Annotated in this window: 16 protein-coding genes and 7 tRNA genes; 8 read left to right on the top strand and 15 right to left on the bottom strand. The window is 41.0% G+C overall.

Going from position 1 to position 15,777, the window contains the following annotated elements:
- Positions 1 to 12 precede the first annotated feature (12 nt).
- Positions 13 to 750, bottom strand: a complete 738-nt coding sequence (locus DPC56_RS02290; protein ID WP_348638830.1) for a succinylglutamate desuccinylase/aspartoacylase family protein — start codon at positions 748 to 750, stop codon at positions 13 to 15.
- Between the two features lie 80 nt (positions 751 to 830).
- Here DPC56_RS02290 and DPC56_RS02295 point away from each other — a divergent pair, with 80 nt between their 5' ends.
- The gene (locus DPC56_RS02295) at positions 831 to 2,009 is read left to right on the top strand and encodes an argininosuccinate synthase (RefSeq protein WP_112093455.1); all 1,179 of its coding nucleotides are present in this window, start codon (positions 831 to 833) and stop codon (positions 2,007 to 2,009) included.
- Here DPC56_RS02295 and DPC56_RS02300 read toward each other — a convergent pair.
- The gene (locus DPC56_RS02300; RefSeq protein ID WP_245923837.1) at positions 1,978 to 3,525 is read right to left on the bottom strand and encodes an NAD(P)H-hydrate dehydratase; all 1,548 of its coding nucleotides are present in this window, start codon (positions 3,523 to 3,525) and stop codon (positions 1,978 to 1,980) included. The genes DPC56_RS02295 and DPC56_RS02300 overlap by 32 nt on opposite strands.
- 57 nt (positions 3,526 to 3,582) lie before the next feature.
- On the opposite strand from DPC56_RS02300, the gene DPC56_RS02305 reads away from it, so the two are divergent.
- Complete coding sequence (locus tag DPC56_RS02305; protein WP_112093456.1) at positions 3,583 to 5,532, top strand: 3H domain-containing protein; 1,950 nt, start codon at positions 3,583 to 3,585, stop codon at positions 5,530 to 5,532.
- Here the strand turns inward: DPC56_RS02305 and fhcD are convergent.
- Genes fhcD through DPC56_RS02320 form a run of 3 tightly spaced genes read right to left on the bottom strand, consistent with a single transcriptional unit; the run spans position 5,529 to position 7,979 of the window.
- Positions 5,529 to 6,422, bottom strand: a complete 894-nt coding sequence (gene fhcD / locus DPC56_RS02310; RefSeq protein ID WP_112093457.1) for a formylmethanofuran--tetrahydromethanopterin N-formyltransferase — start codon at positions 6,420 to 6,422, stop codon at positions 5,529 to 5,531. The two genes, DPC56_RS02305 and fhcD, sit on opposite strands and share 4 nt — an antisense overlap.
- A 55-nt stretch (positions 6,423 to 6,477) precedes the next feature.
- Positions 6,478 to 7,491, bottom strand: coding sequence for a UPF0104 family protein (locus tag DPC56_RS02315; protein ID WP_112093536.1), 1,014 nt, complete (start codon positions 7,489 to 7,491; stop codon positions 6,478 to 6,480).
- 5 nt (positions 7,492 to 7,496) lie between these two features.
- Positions 7,497 to 7,979 (bottom strand): metallophosphoesterase, encoded by a 483-nt coding sequence (locus tag DPC56_RS02320; RefSeq protein ID WP_112093458.1) that lies wholly within the window; start codon positions 7,977 to 7,979, stop codon positions 7,497 to 7,499.
- Positions 7,980 to 8,137: 158 nt separating this feature from the next.
- Between DPC56_RS02320 and DPC56_RS02325 the strand changes: the two genes are divergently transcribed.
- The 3 genes from DPC56_RS02325 (at position 8,138) to DPC56_RS02335 (ending at position 10,600) form a co-directional block, all read left to right on the top strand.
- On the top strand, positions 8,138 to 8,356 hold the full coding sequence (locus DPC56_RS02325; protein ID WP_112093459.1) for a TRAM domain-containing protein: 219 nt from the start codon (positions 8,138 to 8,140) through the stop codon (positions 8,354 to 8,356).
- A gap of 91 nt (positions 8,357 to 8,447) precedes the next feature.
- The gene (locus tag DPC56_RS02330) at positions 8,448 to 9,890 is read left to right on the top strand and encodes a TrkH family potassium uptake protein (RefSeq protein ID WP_112093460.1); all 1,443 of its coding nucleotides are present in this window, start codon (positions 8,448 to 8,450) and stop codon (positions 9,888 to 9,890) included.
- A gap of 59 nt (positions 9,891 to 9,949) precedes the next feature.
- Positions 9,950 to 10,600, top strand: a complete 651-nt coding sequence (locus tag DPC56_RS02335; protein ID WP_112093461.1) for a potassium channel family protein — start codon at positions 9,950 to 9,952, stop codon at positions 10,598 to 10,600.
- Here the strand turns inward: DPC56_RS02335 and DPC56_RS02340 are convergent.
- The 10 genes from DPC56_RS02340 to DPC56_RS02380 form a co-directional block, all read right to left on the bottom strand.
- Positions 10,597 to 11,208, bottom strand: a complete 612-nt coding sequence (locus tag DPC56_RS02340) for an MBL fold metallo-hydrolase (RefSeq protein WP_112093537.1) — start codon at positions 11,206 to 11,208, stop codon at positions 10,597 to 10,599. The two genes, DPC56_RS02335 and DPC56_RS02340, sit on opposite strands and share 4 nt — an antisense overlap.
- A gap of 36 nt (positions 11,209 to 11,244) precedes the next feature.
- Positions 11,245 to 11,386, bottom strand: a tRNA-Trp gene (locus DPC56_RS08160).
- A gap of 28 nt (positions 11,387 to 11,414) precedes the next feature.
- Positions 11,415 to 11,488, bottom strand: a tRNA-Cys gene (locus DPC56_RS02345).
- A gap of 116 nt (positions 11,489 to 11,604) precedes the next feature.
- Complete coding sequence (gene hjc, locus DPC56_RS02350; RefSeq protein WP_112093462.1) at positions 11,605 to 12,012, bottom strand: Holliday junction resolvase Hjc; 408 nt, start codon at positions 12,010 to 12,012, stop codon at positions 11,605 to 11,607.
- 45 nt (positions 12,013 to 12,057) lie between these two features.
- Positions 12,058 to 12,133 (bottom strand) — tRNA-His (locus DPC56_RS02355).
- Positions 12,134 to 12,157: 24 nt separating this feature from the next.
- Positions 12,158 to 12,241, bottom strand: a tRNA-Leu gene (locus DPC56_RS02360).
- Between the two features lie 44 nt (positions 12,242 to 12,285).
- A tRNA-Glu gene (locus DPC56_RS02365) sits at positions 12,286 to 12,360 on the bottom strand.
- 5 nt (positions 12,361 to 12,365) lie between these two features.
- A tRNA-Ile gene (locus DPC56_RS02370) sits at positions 12,366 to 12,439 on the bottom strand.
- A 4-nt stretch (positions 12,440 to 12,443) separates the two neighbouring features.
- Positions 12,444 to 12,516 (bottom strand) — tRNA-Asn (locus DPC56_RS02375).
- 161 nt (positions 12,517 to 12,677) lie between these two features.
- Complete coding sequence (locus tag DPC56_RS02380) at positions 12,678 to 13,046, bottom strand: zinc ribbon domain-containing protein (protein ID WP_112093463.1); 369 nt, start codon at positions 13,044 to 13,046, stop codon at positions 12,678 to 12,680.
- Positions 13,047 to 13,127: 81 nt separating this feature from the next.
- On the opposite strand from DPC56_RS02380, the gene DPC56_RS02385 reads away from it, so the two are divergent.
- From DPC56_RS02385 to DPC56_RS02395, 3 genes are read left to right on the top strand one after another with little or no spacing between them, the layout of a single operon-like run.
- On the top strand, positions 13,128 to 14,135 hold the full coding sequence (locus tag DPC56_RS02385; protein ID WP_112093464.1) for a radical SAM protein: 1,008 nt from the start codon (positions 13,128 to 13,130) through the stop codon (positions 14,133 to 14,135).
- A gap of 36 nt (positions 14,136 to 14,171) precedes the next feature.
- Positions 14,172 to 15,521, top strand: coding sequence for an Asp-tRNA(Asn)/Glu-tRNA(Gln) amidotransferase subunit GatB (gene gatB / locus DPC56_RS02390; RefSeq protein WP_112093465.1), 1,350 nt, complete (start codon positions 14,172 to 14,174; stop codon positions 15,519 to 15,521).
- A 16-nt stretch (positions 15,522 to 15,537) separates the two neighbouring features.
- Positions 15,538 to 15,777: a DUF504 domain-containing protein gene (locus tag DPC56_RS02395; RefSeq protein ID WP_112093466.1), complete on the top strand. Its 240-nt coding sequence runs from the start codon at positions 15,538 to 15,540 to the stop codon at positions 15,775 to 15,777.

The raw sequence follows: 15,777 nt of genomic DNA on the forward strand, positions 1-15,777 counted from the left end.
ACATGGCAATCACTAGATTATATTAAAGTATTTGAGGAAGGCTTTCATTTGAAGGAGCGACCTTTCAAGGCTTCCAAGGGTTAATGAACCATTCTTCGACACAACCTCACAAGTAACCGCGCCTACACCAGCAAGATTGCATTCATCCTCAAGAGCGCCTTTATAATGTGAAGCCGCATTCTCATAAACTATAACATCTGATGAGCCCATTCTACTTATATACTTTGCTATTAGATAACTTCTCCTACAAGGTTTCTTGGAACAGAAGACACTCTCCCGCCCAGGGTTACTCCTTGGCGCGGTTGAATGGAAATCTCCAAGAGCATCCACATTCAAATCAACAGCAACCTTAAATATAGTATTTGTCACAGAACCCGGAGCATGGGAAGAACGGTTAAGATCAACACCCTTGAACCAGCGAGTATTATTCATAGTCGACCATGGCGCGGCAAATGGTATAATATATACTGTCCCAGTAATATCTAAAGGAGCAAGAGACTTAATAAGTTCAAGAGTTGCAAGCTGCGGTGGAATCTCATTACCATGAACACCTGCAGTTATCATGACACGGGGTCTTCCCTCTCCCAAAGCCACGAAGGGAGTTCCCCTCCTAGAATACTCAAATAATCCCTTAAATGAGGGATTAACCCTAAGATACTCCCCCATAATAACATTCTTCTCCAAATGGCCGCCTGAGCCCCTATATATAATTTTAATATCTAGTGGGTCTAACACCATCCACACCCACATAAAAATATTGTTAGGCCCATAAAATATAATATCATACTAACGACAGACTCACCTCTACAAAAAAAATCTAGGGTGATCTAATGGATAAAGTTGTCCTTGCATTTAGTGGAGGCCTTGACACATCAGTATGTATCAAGTTACTCGAAGAAAAGTATAACATGGAGGTTATCACGGCATGCGTAGATGTGGGACAACCACGTGAAGAAATCAAAAGACCAGCCCAAGTCTCCAAGGAACTAGGCAATTATAAACATTATACGATAGATGCAAGGGAAGAATTTGCAGAAGATTACATTTTCAGGGCCATAAAAGCCAACGCATCATATGAAGGCTACCCGTTAAGCACAGCCCTTGCAAGGCCGCTTATAGCCACTAAGATAGTTGAAGTTGCCGAGGAGGAAGGAGCATCCGCGATAGCCCATGGTTGCACTGGCAAAGGGAATGACCAGTTCAGATTCGAGGCCATTATAAGGTCCATGTGTGACTGTGATGTTATAGCACCCATAAGAGATCTTAACCTTACAAGATCCGAGGAAATAGAGTATGCAAAGTCTTGTGGAATACCATTACCACCAAAGAAACAATATAGTATAGATGAAAATTTATGGGGAAGGGCCATTGAAGGGGACATACTAGAAGATCCTATAATGGAACCCCCAGAGGATGCCTTTAGTTGGACAAAAGCACCAGATGAAACCCCAGATGATCCTGAGATTATCCAGATAGGATTCAGGGATGGAATCCCCCAGGAGATTAATGGAGAAGAAATGGAACCTGTTGAACTTATAAAGAAGGCTAATTTTATCGCGGGAGAACATGGGATCGGCCGAGTAGACATAATAGAAGATCGTATTATAGGAATGAAAAGCCGTGAAGTCTATGAGACGCCAGCTGCTCTGCTCCTAATAGAGGCTCACAAGGCCCTTGAACAGTTAACACTAACTAGGAATGAGCTTAAATTTGCGGATATGATAAGTGGCATTTACTCAGAATTGGTATATAATGGTTTGTGGCATGAACCCCTTAGGGAGGATCTTGACAAGGCCATTGACCATATGCAACGTCGTGTTACAGGTAGAGTTAATGTGAAATTACATAAGGGTAATATGAGAATCATTGGAAGGGAATCACCTTACAGCTTGTATAGTGAAAAGATTGTCTCATTTGAGGATAAAAGCTTTGATCAGCGGGAAATGAAGGGTATGGTTAAAAATTATGGGTTACAGGCTAGGTTATACCAGAAGTTATGGTGGGAATAGACATGGCCTTGGGGATGAAATTGATCATCTCAGAAGCTGTGAAACCATAACCATATTCTTTTTCAGCCATTTCCCCTGCTCTACCATTTATGAAAGCTGCCAGTGCAGCTGCATCCATTGGTGTTAATCCTTGGGCCCATAAGGATGCTGTGATACCTGCAAGACAATCCCCAGTACCGCCTACTGTCATCCCTGGAGTCCCTGTACTGTTTAATCGCACTTTTTCGCCTTGGAATATCATGTCAACTGGCCCTTTTAACAATACAACTCCCTTTATATTATTTGCTATTGAATGGTAGGCTGTGACTTTCTCTTTAAAATCTTCGATGATAATTGGAGATTTTAGTGAAAAGAATTCTCTGAATTCTCCCTCATGTGGTGTTATAATAAGATTAGGGTAATCTTTGATGGTGTCCTTTTTTATTAGTTTTAGTCCGTCAGCATCTATTACAAGGGGTTTTTCCATTTTCATGATTTCCTGGACGAGGAGGTTGAACGCATCCCCTGTATCGGGTTCTAAGCCTCCTCCGCAGCCTATTAGGATGCAATCAACCCTCTCTATTATTTTAAGCGCTTTTTTTATCATTCTGGGGTTAATGTGGTCTCCTGGGAATCCTTTGACGATGAGGTCTGGTGAATATGATTTTATAGGGAGCATGGCAGACTCTGAGCATGCGATTGTCACAATATCTGCGCCGGCTTTGAGAGCGGCTAAACCTGCAAGTGCAGGAGCCCCAGCATATTTAGCACTCCCCCCTACTATTAGTATTCTGCCGTTTTCTCCTTTATGACTTGAGCCTTTCCTCTTGGGTAATCTTAGAAGATCTCCCGGTCCTGTGAATACTTCACAAATAATAGGTATCCCAATATCAGATACTATTATCTCCCCTGTGAATGTGGGATCCGCCATTTTTAGGCCATCTTTTATCCTATGGAATGTCACAGTATAATCTGCCTCAACCGCAACATCTAATACTTCCCCTGTTCCAGGATCTACACCACTTGGAATGTCTACAGCGATTTTAAGCGCTTCAGATTCGTTCATGATTTTTATGGCTGATCTTATAGGCTCTCTTAACCTCCCCTTTATGCCTGTACCTAGGATAGCGTCAACTATCACAGCACTATATGGTGGTTCAAGTTGGGATGAATCCTCAATTATTCTAAGCTCCAAGGGGGCTGGGGAAATCCTCATCTTCTCTAGGACTTCCCAGTTTTTTTTAGCCTCCTTTGATCTTATCTTTGAAGGGTGGGCTAATAGTATAACCTCCACTTTAAAGCCCATGTTTAGAAGGTGTCGTGCAGCCACAAAACCATCACCCCCATTGCCCCCGGTACCTGCAAAGATTGTTACACGTCCACTATCCACTATTTTATTCACTTGTTGAGCAACAGCCTTCCCAGCATTCTCCATTAATGAAAGTCGGGGGATTCCAAGATATTCTGCATTTAAATCCGTGACCATCATGTCAATAGGCCTCATATTTATCAACATCCTAAAAAGGGTTATATTCATTAATAGTGATATAATAGTTTTAAAGAGGATTAAGTTTTTCATTTGAGGTTTTGTCCCATGCCTCCACAAGAACCTAAGATTTCACGATGGGAATCTGCTGTCGAATACATACAGACCGTACCAACATCCATATTCTATTATGGGATATTAGCACTCATAATATTACTCATATATGGCATCATAGGTTCTCTTTTTATTATGGGCCTCAGCTTCTATGATGCCATCTATTTTACCATAGTCACGCTCGCGACTGTAGGCTATGGAGACATCGTACCCCATACCATTGGACAGAAACTTTTCAGCGTGACCTTGGCACTTGGTGGTGTAGGTCTTATAGCATATGTTTTTAGTGTCGGTGTGGCGGTGGTTGCCATGACATTAGAAGAAACAATCTCTGGTGCAAAGATCCGTAGGATTATGAGGGCTATGCAAAACCATTTTATATTATGTGGTTTTGGCAGGGTTGGATCAGCCACATTTAAAGAATTGAGAAAGAGGAACCATAAAGTTATCATAATCGAAAAGGATAGGACGCTCGTTGAAAAAGAATTATGGGAGGACCCTAACATCCTCGCGATCCCAGGTGATGCCACAGATGAGGAACTATTAAAAGATGCCGGGATTAAGAGGGCGAGGGGCATCATCATAACAACTGGTGATGATGTGGATAATCTCTTTATTACGCTCACCTCAAGGGAGCTCAACCCTGATATATGGATAGTTACAAGGGCAAGTAAAAGAGAAAACATAAAGAGATTATACAGGGCAGGGGCTAACCGTGTCATCTCCCCAGAGATAAGTGGGGGAGAAGACATTTATTTCGCGGCCATGGAACCCACAATGGTGAAGATAACTGTAAAACATGAAGTCAAGGACATAGAAAAGGAAACTGAGATCATAATAAAGAATGGTTGCACCATCGAAGACATAGAATATCATCTCCCAGAATTTAAAAGGCCCCTCATACGGAAAGTTGAAGTTTCAAGAAGAAGACAATTAGAAAAGTTCCTAAAAAGTCTCGAAGAGGATGTTCACCGACGAAGATCCCTTGAAAGGATCTATGAGTCGGTGAGTGGCATACACTCCCACTGGATTTCAGGACCCGATAAAAAAACCATGGAAAAAGTGGTCAAGGAATTAGAAGAGGAAGGATTACTACTAGGAGTGAACCTTTCAGAGGATGAAATAAAAGAAGTAGCACGTAAACATGGCCGCCTCGTGGAGGTCATAATAAAACCAGAAATGACAATAGTAGAAAACCATGGTGTTGAGGATATAAAAAAGGAAGCAGAGGTCATAATAAAGAATGGTTGCACCCTTGAAGACATAGAATATTATCTACCAGGCTTCAGAGAACCATTAAAACGGGAAATACACGTAGATGACATAGAAGACGTGGAAAGATTCGTTGAAGCTTTGAAAAATAATCCTTCAAAGTATGAAGCCCTTGACAGACTTTACATGCTCTCGGGTGGGGGCGTGCACAGCCACCGTATTTCAGCGCCTGATACAAAAAGCCTTGAAAAGGTGGAAGATGAGCTCAAAGAGTGCGGATTCCTCCTAGGTGTTAATCTCAGTCAAAAGGAGATAAAAGATCTCATCCAAAGATCTGGTAGGGTTGCTCAGATCCTAGTAAAACATGATGTTGGAGTCGTTGATGATAAGAGGATAATAGTGGAAAATGGTGGTAGGATACTTGACTCATCCCATTATCTCCCTGGGGTAAAGCAAATTGTAACAAGGAAACTGAACATTAAAAATTTTGAGGATCTTAGAAGTTGTGAAAAGGAACTTGAAAATCCGGATGCTAGAAGATCTCTCACAGCACTTTATAAAATATCCCGTAATATACATTCACATACAGTGGCAGCCCCGGATGTGAAGATCATCAAGAAAATAGAAACTGAATTAAAAAAGAAGGGTCTGCTTTTAGGCGTGAATCTTTCAGAGGATGAAGTATGGGATATTATAGAAAAAGAAATGATTGAGAAGTTCTGTATAGACTAGAATAGTTCATGGAGTTTTATCTGATAGGCTCCAAGTTTTCCACCATAGTTTCCTGCACTGATCTTCTTGACACCTGGCACTTTACACGCTGCTTCTATACCAGCCCTTGTAGCCTCCTTTACGGCTTCTTCGTCGACACCATCAATGACTATCTCATAGACTCCGTTTACATCCGCTGGTATCTGGCTGCCCTCGACCTCGTCTTTTAATGTGACGCACATCTTCTCATTCGTGGAAGCGTCAAGGAATTTATACTTGTTAGACCCGACCTTGGATCCTGAAGCAACTACTCCACCAGGGAATGGTGTTATCACACCCTCAACAGCACTTATCGCATCAACTGCTGCCTGCGCTGCTAATAGTGCTGATCCTTGACTGTCACCTAATATGAAAAAGTTTCCACCAGCAACGCCATCTTTTATTCCTAGGTCGCTTTCGATTAGGAAATCGCCAGACATTATAGGAATGGAATGAATCTTCCTACCGGCTATTTCAAGATCCTTCTCATAACCGTCCCCAAAGAATTTTAATTTGAATCCCACATTCAATTTTTCATCAGGGTCCTCCAGTGCATCGAATACCGCAGTTGTTGGTGCTGTGAGTATACCCATCCCTATCCTCTCAAGTAGTTCATGGTCTAGACCCTTCTTTGTAGGATTGCATATCATTATAGTGTATCCTGGTCTCCCATCAGGTGACTCCCCTGGTGGTATATATGAGTCTATACCTGCCTCGGCCGAACATCCTATAACAGATGTTCCATAGCCTGTTGCCTCTGTAGCGGCTATCTTCGCAAGTTTTTTGGTTGCCGCTGTGACAAGAACCCTTGAAACTTTAATATCGAAGGCTTCTGCAAATGTGTCTTCTATCTCGACTCCATTTATTTCCATAATACATCACCCAGTTCTAGGATTTTTTATATAGACACATTAGTATCTTTCCCTTTTATAATTTTTCTGATAATTTTTTCACCACTGGCGCCCCGAAGTATGGTAAGCATGCGACCCCGAGGATAGATGTCATCCAAAATGAGATTAAACGTTCAACCACAGTTACAGCCGCACTTATGGATGGTGAAATGCCAGCCATAGAATATAATATTATCATCATACCCTCAATGGCCCCTAGGCCACCTGGAAGCAATGGTATCATCCCAATCAATGTCGCTACAATGAATACTTCTGCTATTACTATCATTGTAACATTGGCCCCGAATGCACAGAATATAAAGTAAACCCTTAGAATCTCTAAGAACCAGAGCGAGAATGATAATGGTATACCATAGACAAAAACTTGCCTATTCTTTAACATGAGGCGCATGGAGTCTTGGAATTCCATGATAGCATTTTTTATTTTTGAACTCCATTTCTTATAACCCTTTTTATAGAAAAACTTTAAAATGTTAATTATCCAGTTTGTGAATTTTTCACCAGCCCCGTCATCAATCGAGACATACAATGCCAACACAAATACTATTATTATGATAACAGCCGTTATAAGGGATATTATCCAGATTGGGGAGAGATCAAAATATAATATCATCGATACTATTGTGATGATTGCCAATACTATGAATGGGAATGTGTCAAGTCCCCTATCCGCTATTACTGTGGCTAGTGCGGATTCTATTGATGTACTGGAATACTTTCCTAGAATATAGGCTCTTACAGGTTCCCCACCACCCCTCGCACTGGGTGTTAAATTGTTTATTGCCATGCCAACAAGTAACATTGGGAGAAGATGCCTCTTCTTGATGTTAATACCAACTGCTCGGGTGGTTATCGACCATCTAAGGGTGAAAAGGCCAAATGTTACAAACTGTATAATCACTGCTAATATTAAATAAAATGGGTCTGCTCTCTCAAGGTCCTTGGCGATATCTGCAGGTCCTACAAAGTATATCATTAGGGCTATGATAGCAACCCCTACCAGGAGTAAGAGCAGACCCTTATGTTTCATTTTTATCATAACTCGACTAATTCATGGCTTAGATCATCCAAATCCAAGAGTATGAATGTTTTTTTCCCCGAGACATAGCCACATAATTCCCCGGGGTCTATTATCAAAGATCCTTTTTCTTCCACACTACTTTGGTGGCTGTGACCCCTCACCACCACATCATATTTTCCGCATCTTGCAAGACAATCAACTAATTCTTCTTGGTGGCCGTGGATCATCGCTATACTCACACCATCAACTTCCAAAACCTTAAACTCATCTAAATCACATATATTAGAATATGCGGCTCTTAGACCATCTCTTTCCCCGTCATTGTTCCCGAATATGGCCTCAAATGGCATTTTAAGCTCATTAAAGTCCTTAGCCGTGAAGGGTGATATTAGGTCTCCTGCATGTAATACCATATCCACCCTTTCACGGTTGAGAAAATCTACCGCTTCTTTTATAACCGGGATGTTATCATGTGAATCAGCCATTATAGCAATCATATCCCATCACCCATAATTAGATGTTAGTGACCATAACTTTATATACTATGAAATAAAACCTTTTGTAAGGTAGGGTTTGAGCAAAATTATGATCCTAATTTTTTTTATGAGGATTCAGATTTTGCAATAAACCCCACTATATCATAGGATGTGATGAATTGTTCGGAGATTATAGGAAAGAGAGTTACTCTGCACCTGTTAATGTTGGTGAAGAGTACAAGGTTAAAATAGAGGACCTAGGCCGGGATGGAGATGGAATCGCCCGCGTCGAAGGTTTCGTGATATTCGTCCCTGGTGCGAAGGTCGGTGACGAAGTTAAAATAAGGATCAGCGCAACCAGGAGAAAATTTGCATTCGCAGAATTAGTAGAAGAATAAAAATTTAATCTTACTCTTTTAAAATATTTTTTCCATAATTTTATTCTTTTTTTTTGGAAAAAATTTATATATAGTTGGGCGTATCTCTCATATGATGAGGTATGTTAGAAGACGAGATTTTCTGATTGTTGGAAAGTTCCTAGGGACAATAATGCAAGCCGTGGGCATAATCGTCTTATTAACTATAATAGTCGCGGTCATATACAATGAAGGACATTATCCAAGCTTTATTTTTCCTTCGCTATTATCGATAGCTACAGGGACTCTGATCAGAATTATACTCAAAAGGTATCCTATTAGTGGAGATATAATAAAGCTAAAGCATGGAATGATGATCGCATCCCTTGGATGGCTCTGGGCAACCTTTATAGGTGCACTAATTCTAATGTTATATCTTAACATTGATCTTGTAAACGCCGCCTTTGAGAACATGTCAGGGTGGACGACCACAGGACTTAGCATATTCTCAGACGTCCAATCACTCCCAAAATCAATACTACTTCTAAGAAGCCTAGAACAGTGGATCGGCGGATTAGGGGTGGTTATAGTAGTTATTGGGGTGCTTATTAGGCCAGGCACTGCCGCGTCAAGACTTTACAAGTCAGAAGCCCGGGATGAGAGGATCAAGCCAAGTATTGTGAATACTGTTAAAACGATCTGGTGGATCTATATAACATACACCATCATGGGTATAATATTATACTGTATCAGTGGAATGCCCGTATTCGACGCTGTAAATCACACCTTTTCCGCCCTCTCCACTGGAGGATTCTCCATAAAAAATGATAATATCGGATATTACCACAATAACATAATATACTTGATATCAATGCTCCTCATGACCCTTGGGGGTACAAGTTTCATAGTCCACTATCAACTACTAAAAGGGAATATAAAAAACGTCCTAAAGGATGTTCAACTCCAAGCTGCCATCACCTTTATAATACTCTTCTCGATCCTTATAATATACCTTGGAAGGCTAGCCCCCATGGAAGGCATCTTCCATGTAGTGTCAAGTCTCAGCACAACAGGATTCAACATCAGCCCCACCAATACAATGATAGCATGGCCAGCATACGTGAAAATAATCCTAATAGCATGTATGATGATAGGTATGGCTACAGGTTCCACAGGTGGTGGTATAAAACTATTAAGGATAATAACCATTATCAAGGGGATCTACTGGGAGATAATCAGGATACTCGCACCTGAAGGTTCAGTCATCCCTAGGGAAATATCAGGCAAAAGTATAGGCGATGTAGAGATAAAAGAAGCCGGATCCTATCTAAACCTCTATCTTGTCTTCATGTTTATAAGCTGGTCAATCCTACTATTATATGGGTATGAACCACTAAATTCACTTTTTGAAGTTGCCTCTGCACAGGGAAACGTGGGACTCAGTATGGGCATAACATCTGCCACACTCCCCACAATCCCCAAAATAGCCTTAATATTTAATATGTGGATTGGCAGACTAGAGATCATACCCATACTCGTCCTAATCAGGGGCATAATAGAAGCCTTTAAAAGATAAAAGTTTATTAATAATAAAGTTAGACCTTTGAAATGGAAATTTACTTCTCAGGTGTAGATATGTATGTTGTTATAATGGGTGGTGGAAGAGTAGGACTAACCTTGGCAAGTCTCTTAATATCGGATGGACATGATGTAACGCTCATAGAAAGCGACGAATCATTATGTGCCGATGCCGCTGTTGAACTTGACGCCCTCGTAATCTGCGGTAACGGTACAGATACAAAAACCCTCGAAGAGGCCAACATAAAGGATGCTGATGTTTTTGTCGCGGCCACAGGAAATGATGAGGCTAACCTCTTAAGTTGCATACTTGCAAGGGAGTATCATGTCCCCAAGATCATCGCAAGGGTTAGTAACCCAGATCATGAGGACGCATTCCACAAGGTAGGCATACAATATGTTATAAGCCCTGAGAGGACCGCGGCAGGATACCTTGAAAAACTCATAACCAGGCCTAAGGTGGCCGATCTTATAGTTCTCGGTCATGGAGATGCTGAGATCCTTGACATGACCGTGAAAAACCATGAGGTAGTCGGTAAGAGGATAGGGGATATCTCACCCACAGAAGAGTATATAATAATCGCAATTCATACCAATGGTGAGATTAAAATACCCCAACCAGACATGATATTAGAAGAAGATACTAAGATATCTGTCCTCGTGAAGATGGACGCGGTCCAGAAGGTTACTAATCTCTTCGCAGGCTAAAATAGTATATTATATGCTAGTTCTAGGTGTCTGTTCCCATCCTCCACCCAGGGTCCGTGTCCTGGGAGAAGGTACTTGACATCTAATTTTATGAGCTTTTTGAGGGACTTTTTCATTTCCTTGATGCTCCCACCAATGTCAAGCCTGCCAAAACCACCATATGCAAATATAGTGTCACCCGAGATGAGAGTTTCCCCATCATAAAGGCATATACTACCCCTAGTGTGACCCGGCGTATGTATAATTTCAAAGTCCCCTATATTGTCTCCTTCCTCGAATTTCAAGTCCACTTTCATTGGTTCGATTGAAGCTCCGAATAAGTATGCTGCTGTGGCTATACTATCGCCTTCTTCGAGTGGGGGGGCATCCATTCTATGTATGGCTATATCAGCATTTGGGAATAGCCTGTTGCCTCCTGAATGATCGAAATGGCAGTGCGTATTCATAACTAGTCTTATATCAGCTGGGCTGATATTAACTTTTTTTAAAGCTGATAATAGATGGTTATTGAGTCCTGTTCCTGTGTCAATTATAGTATCATCGAGGATGTAACTGTTACAATCATAGACTGAACCTTCGATAAAAATAATATCCTTTATCCTCTGGATCAAAGTAATCAACCCTAAAAAAGGATGAATTAATGATGGGGTCACTGGGATTTGAACCCAGATCCTAGGATTTCTCTTGCCTCAGCACTCCAGTTGTTCATCATCTAAAGTGTCAGGAGCGCGCTTTCTTCAAAGACAACTGGAGTCCTAGATGATAGCCTGGTTACACCATGACCCCCATATAATATAAGGAAAATTTTTTTGGAAGCCAAGGGTGAGATTTGAACTCACGTATAGTGGATCTGCAGTCCACCGCCTCACCAGACTAGGCTACCTTGGCTAGGATCCTCCTATCAGCTGCTTTCAACTTGGGGCAATTCATACTATCATTGGTAATCTTATAAATATTTTTCGCCCACCCCCTAGGCGGGGGGTTCTACTCATCAAAGAAGGGGATTATTTAAATTTGATTTGTTTTTCTTTACCAATAACCTCATAGATGTCTAATCCTTTACTGAGTGCAAGTTTAAGGTCTATCTTATAACTCTTTTTTGTCTTTTCAAGGTCATCTAATGGTAGGAAAAACCATTTTTTATATTTGAATTTGATTCCAATGTATGGTTCGGCTCCGAATATTCTCGAGAATTTACGCAAACCTTCAACCCTATTAGATGATATATAAATCTTGTCCTTGGATGTCGTTTTAACTTCGATTGCAAGGTATCTGTCCCCATTACCCGCTATTACATCAGGCAATGGTTTTTTAGTCGCCCCCCCAGAAGCTGGTGCTCTTATAGCGGCAAAATTGTTATCCCATAATATCTTAACAAGATCTATCTCTTCTTTATAACCTTTTCTCGCCATCTAAAACCCCAAAAAATCCACTATGAACAAATGATATGATGAAAATGGGGCCGGGGCCGAGATTTGAACCCGAGTCGCGGGATCCACAGTCCCGAAGGATAACCAACTACCCCACCCCGGCTCTATTCACCTCCTTCTTTAACAGTGCGGGGGCAGGGATTCGAACCCTGGTAGGCCTACGCCAACAGGTCCTAAGCCTGTCCCCTTTGGCCAGCTCGGGCACCCCCGCAATCCTAAAAGAGGAAAAAGATGAAACAATTAATGGGTTTTTGATGCTCCGGCCGGGATTTGAACCCGAGTCTTCGGCTCGAAAGGCCGAAATGATTGGCCGGACTACACTACCGGAGCATGGATGGGCCCAATGGGATTCGAACCCATGACCGCCCGGTTATGAGCCGGGCGCTCTACCTGGCTAAGCTATGGGCCCGTGACGCCGCCGACAGGACTCGAACCTGTGACCATTCGGTTAACAGCCGAACGCTCTACCTACTGAGCTACGGCGGCAGATCAAAATCTTTTAATCATATCGGGCCACTAAAAATATATGCTCACCTAATGAGAGTTATATCCCAGCGTAGGATTAGTTTTAATATTATGATATATAAAATTTTTGGTAAAGTATTGGGGGTCCACAGTGCAAAGTTTAATATTATGGTGGTGGTTTTCTATAGGCCTATGAATGCTTTTATATTAACGGCTATGAGTAATGTTATGATTATCAGTAGGGGAATCGATGCTTTTTTCTTGGTGGCTGATAACAAGTATAATATTGAAAATGCCGCTGCTAACCATGGGGCTATTGGGGGTGATATTATCCCTAAAATCTTATATGATATTAGGAATATTAAAGCTGCTATTATGGCCACATCCCATTCAAAGGAACTTTTAACTGTCTCCCCCATGGGATGAATGGATTCTCCTGGTAAATGGTGACTTGTAGGCTTATTTTCGATTTCTGGTAATCGTTTACCACATTTTTTACAGAAGGTGGCATTATCCTTGTTTTTTTCACCACAATATGGACAATAAACCATAAAGAATCATCCCAATAAACTTTTAATATCAATATTATAGTCTAAGATTATAAAATATATTTTTTGAGGTGAAAATCTAACATGGACGTTATCAGATGCTTAAAAGATCAAAGAATACTTAAATTGTTCGAAAAGGCTAATAAGATCACCCTTAGCGAACATGGGGATATTATAACCCTTGAAAGGGCTATATTCCTCTCTTGGTGGTGTGAGATGGGGGACTGCGCATTCTGTTATATGAGCACTCAAAAGCCCCTTATAAAAGACCCCAAGAAAGCAAGAAGAAATGTTAATGCGATACTCGCCGAGGCAGAAATATGCAAGCGCATAGGATGGAACATCGAATTCCTCTCAGGAGGCTACAAATCATTCACAACCACTGAGATAAAACACATTGCTAAATCAATAAAAGATATAACAGGATCCCCAGTTTGGCTCAACATAGGCATAACAAAAGACCTAGAAGAATATGGAGACGAAATTGAAGGTATAACAGGGGCTATAGAAACAGCCAACCCCAGATTACAGGAAAAGTTATGTCCAAGCAAACCTATAAACCAAATAGTGGAAATGCTAGAACTGGCAGAAGAACTAGGATTTAAAAAGGCCATCACGATAATACTTGGCGTTGGAGAAACCATCGAAGATTTGGAACATCTTTTCAAGCTCATAGATAACCTAAAATTGGACCGAATAATATTCTATTCACTCAACCCACACAAGGGCACAATATTCGAGGACACACCACAACCACCATCATTGTATTATGCCGGTATAGTCGCCGCCACAAGAATAAAATTTCCAAAAATTAAAATCATCACAGGCACCTGGATTGACAACCTAGCCAACATAGGACCATTAATACTCGCAGGAGCTAATGGACTTACAAAATTCCCATTATTTAAAATGTTCGGGACAAGATACGGTAAAAGGGTTGAAGAAGAAGTGAAATGGAGTGGGAGAAAACTTAAAGGCACGTTCACAGACCATCAAAAGCTCCTTAAAGGGGAAGCAGATGAAAAATTAAAACCCTTTATAAAAAGATATATTGATATGTGCCTAAAAAAATCATATACACTAACCCAATGATCCTTACATTGATAAAATGGGGGAATAACCATTAAGATGAAATGCGGCCTCGAAATTCACGTTCAACTCGAAACAGAATCCAAACTGTTCTGTGATTGTCCAACAAATTACCAGGAAGTATCAGCAAATGAAAACATTTGCCCAGTATGCTTAAACCAGCCAGGGGCTAAACCATATCCACCAAATGAAAAGGCAATCGAAGGGGCTATTAAAATCGCCCTCATGTTAGACTGTAAAATAAACCCAGAGACAACATACTTCCTACGTAAACACTATGACTACCCAGACCTCCCATCAGGCTACCAGCGCACTTCAGTCCCCATAGGTTACAACGGTGAATTAAACAATGTCAGGATAAGAGAAGTGCACCTCGAAGAAGACCCAGGACAATACAAACCAGACCTAGGAGTAGTGGACTTCAACCGTTCAGGGATACCACTCATCGAAATAGTAACAGAACCAGACATAAAATCGCCAGAAGAAGCTAGAAACTTCCTCAAAGAACTAATAAGAGTACTAGAGTATAGTAAATGTGCAAGGGGCGAAGGTACCATGAGAGCCGACGTAAACATATCCCTAGAAGGGGGTAAACGCGTTGAAATAAAAAACATAAATTCCATCAAAGGAGCATACAAAGCCCTGAAATTTGAGATGATAAGACAAAAAAACCTCCTAAAGAGGGGAGTCGAAGTTAAACAGGAAACGAGAGCATTCCTAGAATCTCAGATGATCACAGTCCCCATGAGACTCAAAGAAGAAGCAGAAGATTACCGTTACATACCAGACCCTGACCTTCCACCCATGAAATTCCAAGAAAAACTATTGAAAAAAATAAAAGAAACAATCCCAGAACCCCCACATATAAAAGTTAAACGTTTCATGAGAGAATACAACCTAGAAGAAGAACACGCCAGGGTCCTCACATCAGAAATAGAACTAGCAGACGCATTCGAGGAAGTGGCCAAGGAGATAGACCCAGAATTCGCAGCCCTTTGGATGAGGGATGAAGTAAAAAGAGTACTCTACTATAATAAGATGAGCTTCAAAGAAAGTAAAATAACAGCCCAAAACCTCATAGAATTACTCAAAATGATAAAAAACAAGGAAATCACAGTAAAGGCAGGTCAGAGGATAATAGAAAAAATGCCGCACACAAGAAAGAACCCCCGTAAAATAGCAGAAGAACTCGGATTAATCGGGATAATAGACGAATCAGATATTATAAAAGCCGTTGAAAAAGCCATAAAAGAGAATCCACAAGCCGTTAAGGACTATCATGATGGTAAGGAAGCTGCGATCAACTTCCTCGTTGGACAAGTAATGCGATTAACCCAGGGAAAAGCTGACCCCACAAAGACACTCCAACTCATAAAAGAAAGAATTTGAGAGGAGCCTACATGCAATGGCTAGGAAAGTCATTGATCTGATGATATGGCACCCAAAGGGCGATATCAGAAAATGTAAGATAAGTTACCTTCACAGAGGAGCCCATAAAAATTTGAAAACTATTAAAGGCACGGATATAAAGAAACTTGAAAAAGGGTTCCTGATCCTTAAAAAAGGAACAGCCATACCATATCATAGGATAGTGAAAATAGAATGCGGGGAAAAATTAATATGGAAAAAAGGTGAAAAGGGGTAA

The organism is Methanothermobacter tenebrarum (assembly GCF_003264935.1).
GTDB classification, from domain to species: Archaea; Methanobacteriota; Methanobacteria; order Methanobacteriales; family DSM-23052; genus Methanothermobacter_A; species Methanothermobacter_A tenebrarum_A.